The sequence below is a fragment of the Roseovarius sp. EL26 genome, assembly GCF_900327775.1.
GTDB lineage: Bacteria > Pseudomonadota > Alphaproteobacteria > Rhodobacterales > Rhodobacteraceae > Roseovarius.
In genome coordinates, this window is the sequence record NZ_OUMZ01000007.1 from 1,452,067 (window position 1) to 1,471,079 (window position 19,013).

At 53.2% G+C, this 19,013-nt stretch carries 18 protein-coding genes and 1 pseudogene; 13 read left to right on the forward strand and 6 right to left on the reverse strand.

Going from position 1 to position 19,013, the window contains the following annotated elements; all coding sequences use genetic code 11:
• The first annotated feature begins 18 nt into the window (after positions 1–18).
• The 8 genes and pseudogenes from D9A02_RS15025 (at position 19) to D9A02_RS15055 (ending at position 7,609) form a co-directional block, all read left to right on the forward strand.
• On the forward strand, positions 19–1,953 hold the full coding sequence (locus tag D9A02_RS15025) for a cation:proton antiporter (protein ID WP_120501719.1): 1,935 nt from the start codon (positions 19–21) through the stop codon (positions 1,951–1,953).
• 257 nt (positions 1,954–2,210) lie between these two features.
• Positions 2,211–2,720: pseudogene (locus D9A02_RS19465) on the forward strand (IS30 family transposase); the annotation flags it as partial.
• A 311-nt stretch (positions 2,721–3,031) separates the two neighbouring features.
• Complete coding sequence (gene napE, locus D9A02_RS15030) at positions 3,032–3,211, forward strand: periplasmic nitrate reductase, NapE protein (protein ID WP_254054643.1); 180 nt, start codon at positions 3,032–3,034, stop codon at positions 3,209–3,211.
• Between the two features lie 7 nt (positions 3,212–3,218).
• Complete coding sequence (gene napF / locus D9A02_RS19595) at positions 3,219–3,719, forward strand: ferredoxin-type protein NapF (protein WP_162933089.1); 501 nt, start codon at positions 3,219–3,221, stop codon at positions 3,717–3,719.
• Positions 3,716–3,979: a chaperone NapD gene (locus D9A02_RS15040; protein ID WP_120501721.1), complete on the forward strand. Its 264-nt coding sequence runs from the start codon at positions 3,716–3,718 to the stop codon at positions 3,977–3,979. Before napF ends, D9A02_RS15040 begins: the two co-directional genes overlap by 4 nt.
• Before the next feature lie 23 nt (positions 3,980–4,002).
• Positions 4,003–6,501 carry a nitrate reductase catalytic subunit NapA gene (napA, locus tag D9A02_RS15045; RefSeq protein WP_120502561.1) on the forward strand — a complete coding sequence of 833 codons (2,499 nt, stop codon included), beginning with the start codon at positions 4,003–4,005 and terminating at the stop codon, positions 6,499–6,501.
• A gap of 11 nt (positions 6,502–6,512) precedes the next feature.
• Positions 6,513–6,977, forward strand: coding sequence for a nitrate reductase cytochrome c-type subunit (locus D9A02_RS15050; RefSeq protein ID WP_301951093.1), 465 nt, complete (start codon positions 6,513–6,515; stop codon positions 6,975–6,977).
• Positions 6,974–7,609 carry a NapC/NirT family cytochrome c gene (locus D9A02_RS15055; protein WP_120501723.1) on the forward strand — a complete coding sequence of 212 codons (636 nt, stop codon included), beginning with the start codon at positions 6,974–6,976 and terminating at the stop codon, positions 7,607–7,609. Before D9A02_RS15050 ends, D9A02_RS15055 begins: the two co-directional genes overlap by 4 nt.
• 320 nt (positions 7,610–7,929) lie before the next feature.
• Here the strand turns inward: D9A02_RS15055 and D9A02_RS15060 are convergent, their stop codons facing one another.
• The 3 genes from D9A02_RS15060 to D9A02_RS15070 all read right to left on the reverse strand — a co-directional run bounded on the left by D9A02_RS15060 (position 7,930) and on the right by D9A02_RS15070 (position 12,214).
• Positions 7,930–9,945 carry a putative 2-aminoethylphosphonate ABC transporter permease subunit gene (locus D9A02_RS15060; protein ID WP_120501724.1) on the reverse strand — a complete coding sequence of 672 codons (2,016 nt, stop codon included), beginning with the start codon at positions 9,943–9,945 and terminating at the stop codon, positions 7,930–7,932.
• On the reverse strand, positions 9,945–11,075 hold the full coding sequence (locus D9A02_RS15065; RefSeq protein WP_254054644.1) for a putative 2-aminoethylphosphonate ABC transporter ATP-binding protein: 1,131 nt from the start codon (positions 11,073–11,075) through the stop codon (positions 9,945–9,947). Before D9A02_RS15065 ends, D9A02_RS15060 begins: the two co-directional genes overlap by 1 nt.
• Positions 11,076–11,191: 116 nt before the next feature.
• Complete coding sequence (locus tag D9A02_RS15070; protein ID WP_120501726.1) at positions 11,192–12,214, reverse strand: putative 2-aminoethylphosphonate ABC transporter substrate-binding protein; 1,023 nt, start codon at positions 12,212–12,214, stop codon at positions 11,192–11,194.
• A 663-nt stretch (positions 12,215–12,877) separates the two neighbouring features.
• On the opposite strand from D9A02_RS15070, the gene rpmB reads away from it, so the two are divergent.
• Entirely contained in the window at positions 12,878–13,168 is a 291-nt protein-coding gene (gene rpmB, locus D9A02_RS15075) for a 50S ribosomal protein L28 (protein ID WP_120502562.1), read from the forward strand.
• Positions 13,169–13,235: 67 nt separating this feature from the next.
• On the opposite strand, the gene D9A02_RS15080 is transcribed toward rpmB, so the two are convergent.
• Positions 13,236–13,934: an NAD-dependent deacylase gene (locus tag D9A02_RS15080; protein ID WP_120501727.1), complete on the reverse strand. Its 699-nt coding sequence runs from the start codon at positions 13,932–13,934 to the stop codon at positions 13,236–13,238.
• A gap of 43 nt (positions 13,935–13,977) precedes the next feature.
• Between D9A02_RS15080 and D9A02_RS15085 the strand changes: the two genes are divergently transcribed.
• Both D9A02_RS15085 and hisD read left to right on the forward strand, forming a co-directional pair.
• Positions 13,978–14,418, forward strand: a complete 441-nt coding sequence (locus D9A02_RS15085) for a low molecular weight protein-tyrosine-phosphatase (protein WP_120502563.1) — start codon at positions 13,978–13,980, stop codon at positions 14,416–14,418.
• A gap of 148 nt (positions 14,419–14,566) precedes the next feature.
• Positions 14,567–15,868: a histidinol dehydrogenase gene (gene hisD / locus D9A02_RS15090; RefSeq protein ID WP_120501728.1), complete on the forward strand. Its 1,302-nt coding sequence runs from the start codon at positions 14,567–14,569 to the stop codon at positions 15,866–15,868.
• Here hisD and D9A02_RS15095 read toward each other — a convergent pair.
• Entirely contained in the window at positions 15,865–16,809 is a 945-nt protein-coding gene (locus D9A02_RS15095; RefSeq protein WP_120501729.1) for a LysR family transcriptional regulator, read from the reverse strand. The genes hisD and D9A02_RS15095 overlap by 4 nt on opposite strands.
• A gap of 108 nt (positions 16,810–16,917) precedes the next feature.
• Here D9A02_RS15095 and D9A02_RS15100 point away from each other — a divergent pair, with 108 nt between their 5' ends.
• A complete protein-coding gene (locus tag D9A02_RS15100) occupies positions 16,918–17,922 on the forward strand; it encodes a D-cysteine desulfhydrase (protein ID WP_120501730.1) in 1,005 nt (334 codons plus the stop codon).
• On the forward strand, positions 17,919–18,599 hold the full coding sequence (locus D9A02_RS15105) for an aspartate/glutamate racemase family protein (protein WP_120501731.1): 681 nt from the start codon (positions 17,919–17,921) through the stop codon (positions 18,597–18,599). Before D9A02_RS15100 ends, D9A02_RS15105 begins: the two co-directional genes overlap by 4 nt.
• Before the next feature lie 25 nt (positions 18,600–18,624).
• Here D9A02_RS15105 and D9A02_RS15110 read toward each other — a convergent pair whose 3' ends face one another.
• Entirely contained in the window at positions 18,625–19,011 is a 387-nt protein-coding gene (locus D9A02_RS15110) for a hypothetical protein (RefSeq protein ID WP_162933090.1), read from the reverse strand.
• Positions 19,012–19,013 lie beyond the last annotated feature (2 nt).

A 19,013-nucleotide genomic window follows, 5' to 3' on the forward strand; every position in this document is an offset into this window, starting at 1 on the left:
GCAACGACGGAGTGTCTGATGGACAGCTTTCTGTTTTTGGCAACCGTCTATCTTGCCGCCGCCGTGATCGCGGTACCCATGGCTGCGCGCCTTGGGCTGGGGTCTGTGCTTGGCTATCTTGCCGCTGGCATCGCCATCGGCCCCATCCTTGGCCTTGTAGGTGGGCATGAAACTGAAGAGCTTCAGCATTTTGCCGAATTTGGCGTGGTGATGATGCTGTTCTTGATCGGGCTAGAACTTGAGCCACGCGCTTTATGGGACATGCGCCACCGCCTTCTCGGACTTGGCGGCTTGCAGATTGTTCTCACGACCATTGCTGTCATGATCGGGGCGATGGCATTTGGCATCTATTGGAGTGTGGCGCTGGCCATCGGATTGGTTTTTGCGCTCTCATCCACCGCCATTGTGCTGCAAACTCTGTCTGAAAAGGGCCTGATGCAAACCGGCGGTGGTCGCTCCGCCTTCTCGGTGCTGCTTACTCAGGACATCGCCGTCATCCCGATGCTGGCATTCCTGCCCCTATTGGCCCTGCCCAAGACACCACAAGAAATTCTGGGCCAGGCCTTTGAAAATCTCGGTCAACTCAACGAAGAGGTCAGTCACAGCACGCATGAAACGCACGAAGCGGCAGTTCATTTCATTCAAAGCCTGCCGGGTTGGGGCGTCACACTTGTCACACTTGCTGCCGTCGGTGCCATAATTCTCGGTGGGGTCTATTTGGCGCAACCGATCTTTCGCTACATCCACACCACACGCCTACGCGAAATGTCCACCGCACTCGCATTACTCATCGTGGTGGGCATTGCCTATGTCATGAACCTTGTCGGCCTTTCACCTGCCCTTGGCGCGTTTCTGGCAGGCGTGGTTCTGGCTAGTAGTGAATTCCGCCACGAGATTGAAAGTGACATCGCACCATTCAAAGGGTTGCTACTCGGTCTGTTTTTCATCACCGTTGGTGCGGGCATCAATTTCGGTGTTCTGTTCCGGGAATTCATCCCGGTTATGGGCATCGCCTTTATGGTCATCGTTCTCAAGGGGGCTGTGCTCTATGGGCTTGGACGCACATTTGGGCTCAAGGGCCGCAATCTATGGCTTTTCACCTTGTCACTGGCGCAGGCTGGTGAGTTCGGCTTTGTCCTGATTTCATTCTCAGGACAGCACAATGTTATTCCAGCCAGTCAAACAGAAATCCTTTTGTTGGCCGTAGCGATCTCAATGCTGATCACCCCCTTATTATTTCTGCTGTATGATTGGCTTTCCAGTCGAATGGATGAGAACTCTGACAAGCAAGAGCCCGACGAGATAGACGACGAGGGACCCGTCATCATCGCGGGCATTGGTCGCTTTGGTCAGATCGTTAATCGCCTGGTGCGCTCCAGTGGCTTTAACACCGTTGTTCTTGATCATGACCTCACCGCCATCCAACGCATGCGCCGTTTCGGCGTCAAAGGGTTTCTTGGGGACCCTTCACGCCCCGAATTGCTCTATGCTGCAGGCCTGAAAGAAGCCAAGATTTTGGTTATTGCTCTTGATGATCCGGATGCAGCCGTACAACTTGTCCAATTTGCACGCCGCGAGCGTCCTGATATTCATATTATCGCACGTGCACGCGATCGCACTCAGGTGTTCCGCCTCTATCAAGCAGGTGCCAACGATATCGTCCGCGAAATGTTCGACAGCTCTCTACGTGCCGCGCGATACGCATTGGAAAATCTTGGCCTGACCGAATTTGAAGCCTCAGAGCTAGAAACCGCTTTTTACCACCATGACCGGCATTCGGTTCAGGAACTGGCGCAGCTGTGGAACCCTGACATCAAAACCATCGACAACAAGGCCTATATCGCCCGCGCGCTGGAGTTGGAAAGCGAGCTGGAAACGCTTTTGCTCTCGCAACTTGAAGTTGGCGTAGCTGACGATGAACCAGGAGCCCCCAAAGAGGCTGAGACACAGTGACCTATGAGTTGGATCTTTCCGTCAATAACTGAGAGCGAATAACTGCTTTGCGCGGTGGTTTCAGCGGGTGGGCGCAACACTTTGATCTTTTGGGAAGATAGAGTGTAAGTCATGGGCTATCGAAAGCGGATATATTTACTGAGAAACAGAAAGCCGGGATCTGGGATCGCTGGCAACTTGGGCGGTCGATGAGTTCGATTGGCCCTGCGTTTGTCGTGGCCCTTCGCTTATCTATCCACTGCATGAGCGGACAGAATGATGCAGTTTCTATTCGTGAACGACCCGCTGATACCAAAGGTAATGCCGTTCCAGGGCATTGGGAGGTGATCTGATCGCAGACCCTGGGAACAGCTTCATCCCCACATTGGTTGAACGACACACCCGGTTTGCCCTGCTGACAAAGGTTGAAAACAAAGACAGCCACAGCGTCATTCAGCGTAGATCAAACAATCCCGCAAACTGCCCAAAGAACTGCATCGCTCCCTCACTTGGGATCGGGGAACCGAGACGACAGGCCATAAGACCTTCACTTTAGCGACAGATATCAACGTGTTCCTATGTGAACCCCATTCGCCATAGCCGCGAGGGACAAACGAAAACACAAACCGCCTCTTAAGACAGTACTTTCCAAAGGACACAGATTTGCCGATACATATTCATGCAAAGCTGAATGCCTTCTCACGGCAACTCAATGGACGACCATGAAAACGCTGGAATACGAAACGCCAGCAGAACGGTTTAACGCATGTGTTGCCGTGATCCGTTGAAACCAACGGACAAGCTGAGCTTTCGCTGCGTTTGCACCAAAATCGGCTTTGGTGAGTGGGACGGCAAAAGGTGAGGTATTTGCACCGAATTCATGGAAGATTTTACTGTGCTGACGTCAATGCCTATGTGTCCAAATGACGATATTTTGATAAGAGCGAGTATAATTCCTCGAGCAAATCAGAAACTGTCGCAGGTTCTTGGGAATAGTGAATTAATATAAATAGCTTCGATTTTGAGGACGCATTTGATATAGGTCAATACATAGATTTGAATGATTGCCTAATCTTATCTGAATATTCAGGAGGATAATTTGGCGAAGGAAAGCGATAAAAGCGCCATTGTTGCAAACGTCGTAGATAAGCCTAGTGAACTGAAAGTCTTTTTCTTTCTTGCTGTTTTACTAGCCCCAATTCTGAGCGTTGTTTTGGTCGGCGGGTATGGGTTCACAATCTGGATGTCTCAGATTTTGCTTGGTCCACCAAGCCATTGATCATCCGATGAGCACAACTGACATAAACCGGCGGGATCTTTTTCGCGGGGCATTGCGGCCCGTAAAAGGAGTGAACCTTCCCCCGTGGGTCAGCCCAACGAGCTTAGCGCGATGCGATGGCTGCAACGACTGCGTCACGGCCTGCCCGGAAGATATTTTGAAACTCGATGACCGAGGACACCCTGTCGTCGACTTCTCAAATACCGGCTGCACGTTTTGCGGAGACTGCGCGAACGCTTGTCCACAAGATGTATTTCTCCACACATCAGAACCCGCGTGGGAAGTCCAGTTGGTCGTCTCGGACAAGTGCCTGTTGGAAAACGGAATATCCTGCCAGCTGTGCACCGATTTTTGCGACTATGACGCGCTCTCCTTTGATCTTTCCTGTCGTCCAGTTGGAGCGCTGAAAGTGGAACAGGATAGCTGCACAGGATGTGGCATGTGTATCGGGGCCTGCCCGGTCGCGGCACTATCGCTTAAACCAACAGGGAAAAGGAAAGCCGCATGAGTGAGAAGGTGCATATTTCCAGCCTTCTGGTGACAGCAAAACCTGACCTGACACCAAGAGTAGTCGAAGTTATCACTGCAATGCCCATCGCTGAAGTCGCGCATTCTAACAGTGTTGGGAAAATCATCGTGACATTGGAAACTCCAGATGAAAGCGCCATCGTTCAGGCGCTGACAGATATTCAACTCCTGGATGGCGTCGTCAACGCCTCCCTCGTCTATCATCACGCAGAGGCTTTGACCGATGCTCCTATTCAATGATCCTTCCAAAAGGGGAAAACAACATGGCTGAATTTACGCGCCGCGATGTCATCAAAGCCCAAGCCGTGGCCGCTGCCGCCGCAGCAGCAGGTGTTGCGGTACCTGCCGCAGCACAAAACCTAGTGACAGAAGCAGAACTCACTGAACTTAAGTGGTCCAAAGCCGCATGCCGTTTTTGTGGGACGGGTTGCTCAATCATGGTCGCCACAAAGGCGGGCCGTGTCGTGGCCACCCATGGGGACAGCAAGGCCGAAGTCAATCGGGGTCTGAACTGCGTAAAAGGTTATTTCCTATCGAAAATCATGTACGGCTCTGACCGTCTGACACAGCCATTGCTGCGCAAAACCGATGGTGTTTACGACAAAGAAGGGCAATTCACCCCAGTAAGCTGGGATGAGGCCTTTGATATTATGGCCGAGAAATGGAAAGCCACCCTCAAAGAAAAGGGCCCCAAGGGCATTGGGATGTTCGGCTCTGGTCAGTGGACGGTGTGGGAAGGCTATGCCGCCTCAAAGCTGATGAAAGCCGGCTTTCGATCCAACAACATAGATCCAAACGCGCGTCATTGCATGGCATCTGCGGTTGCGGGCTTTATGCGGACCTTTGGCATCGATGAGCCGATGGGTTGCTACAATGATTTTGAAAATGCGGATGCATTCGTGCTCTGGGGCTCGAACATGGCCGAGATGCACCCCATCCTGTGGACCCGCATTGCTGATCGCAAGTTCAGCCACCCCCATGTAAAGGTTGCGGTTTTGTCGACCTTTAAGCACCGCAGTTTTGATTTGGCCGATATCCCGATGGTGTTCACACCGCAGACAGATCTGGTGATGCTGAATTACATTGCTAATTACCTGATTGAAAATGATGCCGTGAACCATGATTTTGTTGGCAAGCACGTCAACTTCCGTCTGGGAAATCCCGATATCGGGTACGGTCTTAGACCAGAACATCCGCTGGAGCAGGCCGCCGAGAATAACGACAAAGCGGGCGGCTCATCCGAGATGACGTTTGAGGAATTCGCTGAATTTGTGAAGCCTTATACCTTGGAATACGCTTCCGAGATGTCGGGCGTTCCAGCCAACCGGCTGGAAGAGATGGCCAAGCTATATGCCGATCCTGATACCAAGGTCATGTCACTATGGACCATGGGTGTGAACCAGCACACCCGCGGTGTTTGGGTCAATAACATGATCTATAACATCCATCTCTTAACTGGAAAAATCTCGACCCCTGGGAATTCACCGTTTTCATTGACGGGTCAGCCCTCTGCCTGTGGCACGGCGCGTGAGGTGGGAACATTCTCGCATCGGTTACCTGCCGACTTGCTGGTCGCAAATGAAGAGCACCGAAAGACAGCCGAGAAAATCTGGAAACTGCCCGCCGGGACCATTCCTGCCAAGGTGGGGGCACATGCGGTTTTGCAAAACCGTTTACTGAAGGATGGTAAAATCAATTGCTACTGGGTCCAGGTCAATAACAACATGCAGGCCGCACCAAATATGCTGGAAGAGGGCTATCCCGGCTATCGCAACCCGGACAACTTTATTGTTGTGTCAGATGCTTACCCAACAGTGACGGCTGAGGCTGCAGATCTAATCCTTCCCACCGCGATGTGGGTCGAAAAAGAAGGCGCCTACGGCAATGCGGAACGTCGGACGCAATTCTGGCACCAGCTGGTTGATGCCCCCGGCGAAAGCATGTCTGACCTTTGGCAACTGGTTGAGTTTTCCAAACGCTTCACCACTGATGAAGTCTGGGACGCTGAAATTCTGGACGCCAACCCTGAATACAAAGGCAAGACACTGTTTGAGGTGCTTTACGCCAATGGTCAGGTTGATGCCTTCTCAAAAGATGAAGTTAACGATGAATATGAGAACCGTGAAGCTGAGGCATTTGGGTTCTATATCCAAAAAGGTCTGTTTGAAGAGTACGCCCAATTTGGCCGAGGTCACGGCCACGATTTGGCACCGTTTGATCTCTATCATGAAGAACGTGGCCTCAGATGGCCAGTTGTGGACGGCAAAGAAACCCTTTGGCGCTTCAAAGAAGGGTCGGACCCTTATGCCAAGCCCGGCTCAGACTATGATTTCTACGGCAAGCCAGATGGGCGCGCGATTATCTTCGCCCTGCCATTTGAACCGGCCGCCGAAAGCCCCGATGATGAATACCCGTTCTGGCTTTCAACTGGGCGCGTGTTGGAGCACTGGCATTCAGGCTCGATGACGCAAAGGGTGCCAGAGCTTTATAAAGCTGTGCCAGATGCTTTGTGTTACATGCACCCCGAGGACGCCACGGCGCAGGGTCTCAGGCGCGGGTCAGAGGTGCGGGTTAGCTCGCGGCGTGGTGAGATAATCACCCGAGTTGAAACGCGCGGCCGCAATAAACCACCGAAAGGTTTGGTTTTTGTACCGTGGTTTGATGCCCGTCAGTTGATCAACAAGGTCACCTTGGATGCGACAGACCCCATTTCCAAACAGACGGATTTCAAGAAATGTGCCGTCAAAATTGAAGCGGTGTGAGGAGGATGATCATGAAACGTATCTTAATTCCCGCATTTATTGCCGTGAGCGTCACAGCCGCATTTGCCGAAAATGAAGTTGCCACAATGCGCGGCACTACACCTTTAGACGAGGTCGGCGCTCCGCAAACCTTTCCGAAGGTTATCAATTCTGACATCCGTGAAGTGCGCAATTACCCAGAACAGCCCCCTGTTATTCCACATAAGATTGACAATTATCAGATTGATTTGAAGTTCAATAAATGTCTGGATTGCCATTCACGTACCGCCATCGAAGTCAGTCAGGCGCCGATGGTGTCGGTGACACATTTTATGGACCGAGACGGGCAGTTTCTAACCTCGGTGTCACCGCGTCGATACTTTTGCACGCAATGTCACGTCCCCCAGTCAGATTCCAAACTGTTGCTAGAGAACACCTTTGTCGATGTGGATGAGGTGCTGACCTACATCCAATCGCAAGAAGGAGAAAAGGAATGAGGCGCTTGATCTCACGTATCTGGTCGATCATGCGCAAACCGGCGACTCATCTGTCGCTTGGGTTTCTGACCATCGGCGGCTTTGTGATGGGCATCATTTTCTGGGGTGGTTTTAACACTGCGCTTGAACTGACGAACACCGAGAAATTCTGCACCAGCTGTCATGAAATGCGCGACAATGTCTTTGTGGAATTGCAATCAACCGTGCATTACTCGAACGCCTCGGGTGTTCGGGCAACCTGCCCCGATTGTCACGTGCCACATGCCTGGTCTTCAAAGATTGCACGTAAGATGGCGGCCTCCAAAGAGGTTTACGGCAAAATCTTTGGCACCATCAGCACACGAGAAAAGTTTCAGGAAAAACGGTTAGACCTGGCTCAACACGAATGGGCACGGTTCGAAGCCAACGATAGTCTGGAATGCCGCAATTGCCACTCGGATGAAAGTATGGATATCACTCTGCAAAGCAAACGCGCCGCAGAAGCTCATGAACGGTTTTTGTTCACGGGTGAGAAAACCTGTATTTCCTGTCACAAAGGCATCGCGCATGAGTTGCCAAATATGGGTGATGCCGCGCTTCACAACAATATCGATCAGGCAAGTGTGAAATCCTACCTCAAACAGGTTGAGTGATATTGCTAAGATTACGGCCTAATATGATATCTGTTGATGTTATTATTGGGCTGTGTTCAATCTGCATGCCCAATCAGGAACTGCTTAATTGGTGCGGATGAGGTTATGACAATGACAGACGCCAGCTTAAGTACTCAAAACGATTTCTGCTACACTTCCACAGGTTGCCACAAGTAGACATTCTCTGCGGCCGCGAAAAATGTCATATTGGGCTCTAACCAGACGTTCAGACATGTTACATTCCAACCTCACATCTCACCCCATCACAAAAAAGCCCACCCCTTTCAGGGTGAGCCAGTACGGGAGGGCTTTTGATGAAGTTACCTGTTTCGCCAGCGTTGGGTGCGGGACAGAACGCCGCGAGAGACCAGCAAATGAAGGATCCGCGCACCTGCGTTGGTGTAGAAAATCATCATCCCCATCGCCGCCGCAGGGGCAATGTCACCCGCATCATCCATGTTCAGCACCGCGATCGAGGCCAGCGTCGTGCTAGGCGAGTACAAGAACACCACTGCTGATACCGTCGTCATCGCATTCACAAAGATATAGATCGAGATATCCAGAATGGCAGGCAGGCAAACCGGCACAGTGACACGGCCAAACAGCTTCAGCGTGGGCTGTTTTAACGATGCTGATACCGATTCAAATTCGCGGTCCATCTGTTTCAACGCCGTCACCGCCGTCAGATGCGATACCGTATAGAAGTGCGTCACAGTACAGATCACTAGAATAGCCATCGTGCCGTAAATCGCATTCAACGGATTAGACGGGTTGTTGAAAAAGAAGATATACGCCAATCCCAACACCATGCCCGGAATGGCCATCGGCAACATCGCCGCCATCTGAAACACCGCCCGTCCGGTTTTGAAGCCGTTGGATTTCTCCACCAGATAAGCCCCGAAGAACACAACCCCGGTGCCAATAATCGCCGTCAGGAACGCCAGCTTGATCGAATTATAGTACGACCCCCAGCCGCCGCCATCCATGCGGTCAAAGTCATAGTTTTTCAGGCTCAAGCTCAGGTCATAGGGCCAGAACTTTACCAGTGCCGCAAACTGACAGACTGCCAGAATACCAAGGATGAAAAGCGCAACACAGCTGCAATAGATCAAGAAAATCCGATCAGCCCGCGGATGTGGGTTGGGTTGATACGGAACCGAGCGCGCCGACAACAGTGCCACCTGTTTTGATTGCACCATCCGATCAATCGTAAAGGCGAGGATCGCCGGGATCACCAGAACAACAGACACAACGGCGCCCATCTCAAAGTTCTGCTGCCCGATGACCTGTTTGTAGATATCAACCGCCAAAACATTGAACTGACCGCCGATCACCTTGGGTAGGCCAAAATCAGTAATCACCAGATTGAACACGACAAATGCCGCAGAGATCAGGCCATAGCGCGCCCCCGGAATAGTCACCGTCCAGAAAGTTCGCCACGGCGTTGACCGCAGGCTTGCCGCCGCCTCATATAGCCGAGCATCGGAAATAGCCAAAGCTGTTGAAATGATGATGAACGCATGTGGAAAGGTGAAAAACACCGAACCAATAACGATCCCTATCGGGCCATAGATACTGGCCCCAAACAGCAGCTCTTTGAGCATGCCCTGATTGCCAAAGAGATAAACCAGCGCGATCCCCGGTAACAGTGAAGGCACCAGAATTGGAGCCATTGCCACCAGACGGAACAACCCCTTGAAACGCATGCAACTACGGTTCAGCGCGTAGGCAAACCAGAAAGCAAGCGTCACGGTAATGATCGTACTGATTACCGCTATGACCAGCGAGTTTTTGATCGAATTGAATAGCGCAGGCGTTGAGAAATAGTTGATAAAGTTACCCATACCGGTGGATTTTTCCGGCCGCAGCTGCACCCGGCGAAAGGTATTGCTGTCCAACTCAACCCAATTCGTGCCGGTTTTCAGATCAGAGCCAACCAGAAACCGGCCGGTATCTGTCGTATTGCGAAGCTGGTACATCACCGGACTGCGGAAACTGAAATCCGGGAAAAACTGCGTCAGGCTCAAACGGCTATCTGAGCTGGCAATCAGATCATTGTCGCTCACAATTCCTTGCTCGGCATTCAACTGGGCTGGTGTTAGGATCTCACCACTATAGGCGCCCTGCTCATCGCTGACTTGAATTTCATAGGCCGACAGATCGAACATATAGGTTGAAAAGCTTTTCGATAGCATCGCCGTCAGTGGAAACACCATTGTCACAACCAGATAGATCGCGATTACCATCATGCTCAGCCGCATGATGATGTCGTCGCGACTTAGCTTGCCTTTGATGATTGGGCCATCAGGCAATGTCTCATGGTGGACGTCCGCCATTACGAACCCTCCCTCGGAGCAAAGGCCATCAAACGATTCTGTGGCAGCTCGATCACCATGGATTTGCCCTCAGCCAATTCCAATCTGCGCACTGCATTAATCGAGAAATCGGCGATTAGCTCTTCTTTGCCAAAAGTCTCATGCCGCAAGCGACACCGCCAGAATGAACCAAGATATTCCATTTCTCCGACGACAACTTGGAACGCGTTTTCCTGAGTCGTAATCTCATCCGGCGCCCCCGGGGACCGCGCGCCATCGCCATGCGGAATGACATCCTCAGGCCGGATCGCGGCAACAATGCGTTCTCCTGCAGCAAATGAATGGGCTTCACATTTCAAGGTGCGGCCACCGATCTCAATGGCCTCTTTCGAACCTGCGTTGGCTGAAATCTGGTTCATCTCACCAATAAAGTCCGCCACGAACAGATTCGCGGGATGTCGGTAAATTTCGGTCGGGGTGCCGATCTGTTCGATCACCCCGTGGTTCATCACCACAATCCGGTCGGCCATCGCGAGGGCCTCTTCCTGATCGTGGGTCACCATAACGGTTGTCACGCCCAGTTGGCGCTGCAGTTCCTTGATCTCATGGCGTAGGTGCACCCGCACCTTTGCATCCAACGCTGATAGCGGCTCGTCCAGTAACAAAAGCCCCGGATTGGTCGCAATCGCACGTGCCAGCGCGATCCGCTGCTGTTGCCCACCGGACAATTGCGCAGGGTATTTCTTGCCTTGCTCTGGCAGCCCGACAAGTTCCAACAGCTCAGCAACACGCGATTTAATCTCTGGCTTACTGCGCCCGGTGTTTTCCAGACCAAAGGCAATGTTGCTTTCAATCGTCAGGTTCGGAAACAGCGCGTATGATTGAAACACAATCCCAAAGTCCCGCTCAGAGGGCGGCAGATTGGTGACATCTTTATCAGCTTGAATGACTGACCCTTTGGTCGGCAGGTCCAGGCCAGCAATGGCACGCAACAGTGTGGTTTTGCCACAGCCTGATGGCCCAAGAAAGCAGATGAATTCGCGTTCATTGATATTCAGAGAGATATCCTTGAGCGCCAGGAAATCTCCGAAAGCTTTCCACAGGTTGTCAATGCTCAAGTACTGCGGGGGAATGGCGGTCGCCTCGGTCACGGGGAACGTCCTTATCATTGTCGTTTGGAAGTGTTGGTATGTGTCGCGCGATCATCATATTGACGTGGCGCGAAAGTCAGAGGGCAGCATTGCCGCCCTCTGCAAGATCCAGACGTTTAGTCTTTAGGATCAGACTTGCCATCATAGCGGCTCGCCCATTCCTTCAAGATCGCAGCGCGGTTGTTGGCCGCATACTCAAAGTCGTTGTCGATCATCGCATCCAACAGGCCCTCTGGGAAATGTTCGACCGGCTTGGCAACACCCGGCATCGCAACCACGGCGTAGCCGGTGTTGTACATTTCGTTAGCCTCTTTGGTCACGCTGAAATCAACCAGCTGCTGCGCGGCTTCCAGATTGGCAGTGCCCGCAACAATAGCTGTGGCCTCCATATCCCAGCCAACACCTTCGCTTGGCACGATGATTTCCAGCGGCGCGCCATCAGCTTTGGATTTGGCACCACGGAAGGCAAAAGAAATCCCAATCGGAATTTCACCAGATGCCGCCAGTTTACAAGGCTTGGATCCTGAATGCGTATAGCGCGCAATATTTGCGTGCAAACCATCCATGTATTCCCAGCCACCCTCTTCGCCAAACAGCTGCAACCAGCTAGAGACGTCTAGGAAACCAGTGCCCGAGGAATTCGGGTTCGGCATGATGAGATGACCTTCATACTGTGGGTCTGTCAGATCCTGCCAAGAGGTCGGTGGCGTCAGGCCTTCTTTTTCGGCTTCAACCGTGTTGTAGCAAATTGCGGCCACCCAGGCATCCATGCCAACCCAGCTTGGAGGGCTGTCACCGTCAACGAACTTTGGATCGAGTGCATCTAGACCTGCAGGAGCATAGGCCTCGAGCATGCCCTCAGCTTTGAGCAAAAGCAAAGATGTGCCGGCCAGTCCCCAGACCACATCCGCCTGCGGATTATCCCGCTCAGCCAGAAGTTTTGCGGTGATAACACCTGTGGAATCACGCACCCAGTTGATTTTGACATCCGGGTAGGATTTGTTGAACGTTTCAGCGTAGCGCGCCAGATCTTCCGCCTCAACCGCAGTATAGACTGTCAGCTCCGTTTCGGCAGCTGCAGTTGTCGCTGCAATCGCGCCAGCCGCCAGGCTCATCAAAAGTGATTTCGTTAGTTTCATGGATAGCTCCTCTTCTGTCGGGTCTCTTTAGCGACACTGTGTGACACTTTTGCTATGTCGTTCTGTTCGCGGTAACTTTTTGTACTTGTCGAATTTGGCCAAATCTAAATTTGACATTCTTATAGTGATCAAAGGAAACGTCGGCGTAATTATGCCTTAGGGCAAATTGATATTTCCTACATATGTATAAATTTATTTAATACCTCCTTCTTCAACCTTAACATCACGTGTCCGCCTCAACCAAGTCAGAGCTCCTACAGACGCTCCCAAACGGAACAAGTCTGTGAATTTCACGTTTGTAAAATTGTTTCCATAATTATTACGCCTGTCAATAATTTTACTGAAAAAAATTTGTCAGGCCATAAATTTTTGTAAAATTCCCACCACAGAAAAACCCATATTAAGATAATAAATGTAGATTGCCGCAAAAACTCAAAGCTGATGCAAACATGTGCTGTGTTTTGCTCTCACTGTGCCCCTTTCCTTATCAGCACGGGCTAATGTAACCTCGTCGTAAAGCTGCGGTTTCCAATCCCGAATCCCTTGACGAGGGATCGCTTTGGGCCTAAAGACCGGCGAATAGAATTCCGGGTACTGCTGTTGGCGGTGCCCATTTGCATTGCGGGGGCGAAATCACACCCTGCCAAAGACGAGGATAAACCAATGTCGCGCGTTTGCGAACTGACCGGAAAAGGCCCGATGGTTGGCAACAACTCCAGCCACGCCAACAACAAAACCAAGCGCCGGTATCTGCCGAACTTGAATGATGTAACACTGCAGTCCGAAACACTGGGCCGTGGCATCAAGTTCCGTATCTCGGCCGCTGCTCTGCGTAGCGTTGATCACCGCGGTGGTCTGGATGCCTATCTTGCCAAAGCCAAAGACACTGAGCTTTCAACGAATGCTATGAAAGTGAAGAAAGAGATCGCCAAAGCACAGGCTGCAGCCGCCTGATCTTTTGGTCTTTAAGTTATTTAGCAGCCTCACCTCTTCAGGTGGGGCTGTTTCTATTTGTGCAGGATCAGTGCCTGTCTGCTAAGATACCAGCCACCCAAGCAGGCACAACTTCCGTCGCCAGACCATAATGCTGCTCATCAAAATCCCGCGAATACGCGGCCTGCTCAAGATTAAGCTCAACCGTTCTTGCCCCCATACGCCCGGAATGCTGCGCATACGCTGCCGCCGGATATACCTGTCCAGAGGTGCCTATTGAGACGAACAGATCCGCTGTACTCAAGGCCGGATCGATAACCTCCATGCCATAAGGCACCTCGCCAAACCAAACGATATCCGGTCGCGTTGCCTGTGCACTGCATTGCGGGCATTGATCCCCGACCCTCATAACCAACGGGGCCTCCCAACGGTGATCGCAATCATGGCACAACGCCCCGTTCAAGGCCCCATGCATATGCACCACACTCTGGCTACCCGCACGTTCATGCAAGTCATCAACATTCTGCGTGATGATCAACACTTCGCCCGTAAATTCCCGCTCCAACCGTGCCAGCGCCCCATGCGCCACATTTGGATTGGCCTTTACCGCCTGCGCCCGCCGCGCATTATAGAACCCATGCACCAGGCCTGGATTGCGCACAAAAGCCTCAGGCGTCGCGACATCCTCAATCCGGTGCTGTGCCCATAATCCCTCTTCATCCCGAAACGTCCCCAGACCACTTTCTGCTGAAATTCCGGCCCCTGTCAGAATAACGATCTTTTCCATGCTCTTCTCCTCGCTTACCCTCCTGATAAAAGAAGGGGCCACAATGACCAACCGAATCCTTTTTGTCTGTCTTGGCAACATTTGTCGTTCCCCCACGGCTGAAGGCGTGTTTCGCGCCATCGCCCCTGAAATCACCTGCGAAAGCGCTGGCACCGGCGGCTGGCATGTCGGTGAGCCGCCCTACCCACCGATGCAAAAGGCCGCCAAAGCGCGCGGCTACGACCTCTCCTCCTTGCGCGCACGCCAATTTCAGGCGCAGGATTTTGAGAGCTTTGATCAGATCATCGTGATGGACGACAACAACTTGCAAGCCGTTGAACATCAACGCCCCAACGGCAACACAACACCTGTGTATCGATTGACTGATTACCTGTCTGATCCTGAATGGGATCACGTTCCTGATCCCTATTACACGCGTGAATTTGACCTAACACTGACCATCATTGAACGCGCGCTTGAAAAACTGCACAGTACACTGCCATGACTTAAGCTCCGCCGTCCATTATTGCAGTGGCAGATTTCGAAAATCCGAAGCCGGTTTTAAATATCTTAAAAAACACATTCCCTAACGGCAAATCTTTCTTGTCAGATGGCATAATCCGCTCCATTTCTTTGGTAAGGAGGATCGCGCCATGCCCATCACATCACTGAAAACTGCCCCCGGACAAGCCCCACAAACCGCCGGTGACGTTGTGGATACGGTTCAGATCATGTTATCCCGCCTCAAGGCTGGCGGTGCACAGGTGGCGCTGGAGTATGCGCGCCAACTTGATGGCTGGAAAGGTGAGATCAAGGTCATGCAGGCTGAAATCGAAGCCGCTGTTGCCCGCGTGCCCCAAGACATGAAAGACGACATCGCTTGGGCCCACGATAACATCAGCCGCTTCGCCGCCGCCCAGCGCGCCACAGCCCAAGACATGCAGATTGAGTTGCGCCCCGGCCTCATTGCAGGTCAAAAACAGATCCCTTTGGGCGCGGCCGGCTGCTATGTCCCCGGTGGGCGTTATACCCATATCGCATCGGCCCTGATGTCCATTGCCACCGCACGCGAGGCCGGTGTTAAAGACATCACTGCGTGCTCCCCCCCGAACGGCGACCAAGGTATCCCCGATGAGATGCTCTACGCCATGCAACTTGCTGGCGCGACCCGCATCCTGTGCATCGGTGGGGTCCAAGGCATCGCCGCCATGACCCACGGCCTGTTTGGTGCCCCCCCAGCTGATATCCTTGTCGGCCCCGGCAACGCCTATGTGGCAGAGGCCAAGCGTCAACTCTTTGGCCCGATCGGCATCGATATGTTCGCAGGTCCCACCGACAGTCTGGTTCTGGCGGATAAAACCGCCGATCCTGAAACCGTTGCAATCGATCTGGTCAGCCAGGCTGAACATGGCGCAAATTCTCCGGTTTGGCTCGCCACCACTCACAAACCGCTGGCCGATCAGGTCATGGCCCGCATTCCGGCCCTGATCGACGATCTGCCAGAACCAAACCGAAGCGCGGCAGAGCAAGCCTGGGCCGATCTGGGCGAGGTTACCTTGTGCGATACCGCCGAAGACATGGCGCAATACGCTGATGACATGGCCGCCGAGCACCTGCATGTGCAAGCTGACGATCTGCCGTGGTGGCGCAACCGCTTACAGGCTTACGGATCTTTGTTCTTGGGTGAAGACACCACCGTGTCCTTTGGTGACAAGGCGGCAGGCCCCAACCACGTTCTGCCGACATCCGGCGCCGCGCGTTACACCGGCGGCCTGTCGGTTCACAAGTTCCTCAAGACCGTAACTTGGCAAGAAGTGGACGAGCGTGTTCTGCCCGATCTGGCTCGCGTCACCGCCAGCATCAGCCGGGCCGAGCGGATGGAGGGGCACGCCCGTGCTGCAGACATTCGTTTGGAAAAGCTGTCACACCACCTGAAAGTGGCTGCAAACCACTAAGACCACTCAAAAATACTCGGCGCGGTGATACCATCCACTTGAATGCTTCCTGCATCGCGCCGCAAACTCTCCCAGGCTTTATCGACAACCTCTCGGCTGCCTGACCGCGTCCGCACGGCCTGAACCGTTAATCGGGTTGAAGGCAGGATATCCTGCAAACTGTCCAATTCTCCCCGGATCATCGATTCAAAAGCAACAGACCGCGGCAGCCAACCGATTCCAACCCCCTGCCGTATGAATTGCAAAACCGCTGGCGTCAGCCCTGTTTCCGCCGCACTGAATGTCGAAAACTCCCGCGAAACATAAGGCAGGATCTGCACACGGAGAACCTCCCCAAGGTAAATACCAGCCGGGTAGGTGATCAATGGCAAGTCCTTGGACGAAATCGCAGCCTCGATGTCTGGATGATGCCGCCGGTTCGCAACTGGGATAAATTCTTCCGTCCCCAATGAGATCTTGTCGTACAGCTCATGATCGAATTCGCGGGCATCCTCTGCGGTCTCGTAAATCAGTCCAAAGTCAGCGTCCTGCCGCATCATCATCAGATAACACTCCGCGCGCGAGCCTGAGCGGATCCGCAACATCCCTTCCCGGCCCTGCCCCAGCTGCCGCACCAACCACGGGGCCACCATGGTGGTCAGGGCGTGCTGACACACCAACGTCAGACGGCGACCATGCAGGCCAACATCATCCGATAACGCCAATCGCAACTCGCGAAAATTCCGCGCCGATTCACGCAGCTCAAATTCCATCGCCTGCACATGCGGCAGCAAAGTCACCGGTTTTCGGTTTCGATCAAACAAAGCGCATCCCAGTGCTTCCTCCATCGCCCTGATCCTGCGGGTAAAGGCCGAGGCGGTCAGAAAACGCCGCTCTGCCGCCGCAGAAAAGGACCCGGTTTCAGCAACAGCCAAGATGTCTTCGATCCATTCAAGTTTCATCACATCACGCACAAATTGCAATTTATACAACTTAAAGCATGGTTTTCGAATTTGTTGTAGCACTATTATTGTGGTTAATTGCGAAATGAGACATTTCGGAGATACAGCATGAACCTCGCCAAATTCCCCCGCGTGCACCTTGCACACCTGCCCACCCCGCTAGAACATATGCCCCGCCTGTCCGAGGCGCTTGACGGCCCTGACATCTATATCAAACGTGACGACTGCACCGGGCTTTCGACCGGCGGCAACAAGACACGCAAGCTCGAATTCCTGATGGCCGAGGCGCAAGCACAAGGCGCCGACATGGTGATGACGCAAGGCGCGACACAGTCTAACCACGCCCGCCAAACCGCCGCTGCCGCTGCCAAGCTGGGCATGGATTGCCACATCCTGCTCGAAGATCGCACCGGCTACAATTATGACAACTACAAGCACAACGGTAACGTTCTGCTCGATCACCTGCACGGCGCCACGATGGAGCATCGCGGTCCTGATCTGGACATGCACGCGGAAATGGAAGCCGTCGCTGACAAATTCCGCTCTGAGGGCCGCAATGTCTACACCATCCCCGGTGGCGGCTCAAACGCCACGGGCGCGCTTGGCTATGTCAACTGTGCACTGGAAATGCTGAACCAGTTTGTCACCATGGGCCTGAACGTTGATCACATCGTGCACGCCACGGGTTCCGCTGGCACTCAAGCCGGTCTGATCACTGGTCTCCGCGCAATGAACGCCAACATTCCCCTGCTGGGCATCGGCGTGCGCGCCCCCAAAGCCAAGCAAGAGGAAAATGTTTACAACCTCGCCGTCAAAACCGCCGAAAAACTGGGTTGCCCCGGTGTGGTTGCCCGCGAAGACGTAGTGGCCAACACCGATTACGTCGGCCCCGGCTACGGCATGCCAGCCGAGGATACGCTGGAAGCCATCGACATCTTCGCCAAGCACGAGGCTATTTTACTGGATCCGGTCTATTCGGCCAAAGGCGGCGCTGGCCTGATCGATCTCATTCGCAAAGGTCACTTCAAAAAGGGTGAAAAGGTTGTCTTCCTGCACACCGGCGGCGCCATCGGTCTGACCGGCTATCGCCACTTGTTTGACGTGCCTGAATGAAACCCGTTGGCATCCTCGGTGGGATGGGGCCCGAGGCCACCATCCTCCTGATGCAAAAAATGCTGGGTATGGTCGACGCGCATGACGACGCCGACCATATCCCCCTGATCGTACACCAAAACCCGCAGGTGCCCTCGCGTATCAAGGCGCTGATCGAAGGCCAGGGCGAAGACCCCGGCCCAACATTAACCCGCATGGCGCAAGATCTGCAGCAGGCGGGCGCGCAAGCGATTGCCATGCCCTGCAACACCGCGCACTACTACGCGCCTGCCGTGGTCGCGGGTAGCACGGTACCATTTCTGAATATGCTGGATCTGACCGCCGCACATTTGGCCAAATCGGGGGCCAAACGCATCGGCATGCTCGCCTCCCCTGCCACGCGGATGGTGGGCGTGTTCAATAAACCCTTCGCCGCCCATGGCCTCACCCCCGTCTGGCTGCCGCAGGACGAGGCGCTGCTAACCATCATCCGCGCCATCAAGGCCGGGGAACCCGCCGCCAGCCAGATCACACCGCTGTCAAAGATTGCGCAGGATCTTCTGGACCTCGGCGCCGATCACCTCCTGATCGCCTGTACCGAGCTTTCGCTCCTCACCAATGCCATCCCCGAAGGCATCCCTTACACCGACAGCCTCGAATGCCTCACACATGCGATAGCGAAGTTTGCGACTTCGTAGGACCGGCAACTTTGCCCACATCTCATCATCTATCGAGTATTTTATTATATTTTCCGTTGATAGGGACGTACTGCACTAGCTGGCTTTGGCTATCGTCCATATACAATCGACCACATTGAAAACATTCCCAAGCCATACGTGTCTTTTCGCTTCTCCGAATCCTCATCGCAGTCTGCTCTTTGGTTTCAACTGCGGGAGGATTTTCGATAGCTTCATCCACTATGTCCCAGAAATTAAACCAATCTTTGTCACCAAATACATAACCCTTGAAAGATAGATTATCTGTTTGATCTGGGATGACAGCTCCGCATTCACACTTTATCTTCACAAACACGCTCCAAAATGCATCACTCTGCAACTCGCCGTAGGGTGGGTGCCAACCCACCATTTCTTCACCAGAATGGATTGGCAACA

Excerpts from the sequence above, each read along its gene's own strand:
- D9A02_RS15025 (WP_120501719.1), top strand. The coding sequence starts at position 19 with ATGGACAGCTTTCTGTTTTTGGCAACCGTCTATCTTGCCGCCGCCGTG.
- napF (WP_162933089.1), top strand. The coding sequence starts at position 3,219 with ATGAGCACAACTGACATAAACCGGCGGGATCTTTTTCGCGGGGCATTG.
- D9A02_RS15040 (WP_120501721.1), top strand. The coding sequence starts at position 3,716 with ATGAGTGAGAAGGTGCATATTTCCAGCCTTCTGGTGACAGCAAAACCT.
- napA (WP_120502561.1), top strand. The coding sequence starts at position 4,003 with ATGGCTGAATTTACGCGCCGCGATGTCATCAAAGCCCAAGCCGTGGCC.
- D9A02_RS15050 (WP_301951093.1), top strand. The coding sequence starts at position 6,513 with ATGAAACGTATCTTAATTCCCGCATTTATTGCCGTGAGCGTCACAGCC.
- D9A02_RS15055 (WP_120501723.1), top strand. The coding sequence starts at position 6,974 with ATGAGGCGCTTGATCTCACGTATCTGGTCGATCATGCGCAAACCGGCG.
- D9A02_RS15060 (WP_120501724.1), bottom strand. The coding sequence starts at position 9,945 with ATGGCGGACGTCCACCATGAGACATTGCCTGATGGCCCAATCATCAAA.
- D9A02_RS15070 (WP_120501726.1), bottom strand. The coding sequence starts at position 12,214 with ATGAAACTAACGAAATCACTTTTGATGAGCCTGGCGGCTGGCGCGATT.
- rpmB (WP_120502562.1), top strand. The coding sequence starts at position 12,878 with ATGTCGCGCGTTTGCGAACTGACCGGAAAAGGCCCGATGGTTGGCAAC.
- D9A02_RS15080 (WP_120501727.1), bottom strand. The coding sequence starts at position 13,934 with ATGGAAAAGATCGTTATTCTGACAGGGGCCGGAATTTCAGCAGAAAGT.
- D9A02_RS15085 (WP_120502563.1), top strand. The coding sequence starts at position 13,978 with ATGACCAACCGAATCCTTTTTGTCTGTCTTGGCAACATTTGTCGTTCC.
- hisD (WP_120501728.1), top strand. The coding sequence starts at position 14,567 with ATGCCCATCACATCACTGAAAACTGCCCCCGGACAAGCCCCACAAACC.
- D9A02_RS15095 (WP_120501729.1), bottom strand. The coding sequence starts at position 16,809 with ATGAAACTTGAATGGATCGAAGACATCTTGGCTGTTGCTGAAACCGGG.
- D9A02_RS15100 (WP_120501730.1), top strand. The coding sequence starts at position 16,918 with ATGAACCTCGCCAAATTCCCCCGCGTGCACCTTGCACACCTGCCCACC.
- D9A02_RS15105 (WP_120501731.1), top strand. The coding sequence starts at position 17,919 with ATGAAACCCGTTGGCATCCTCGGTGGGATGGGGCCCGAGGCCACCATC.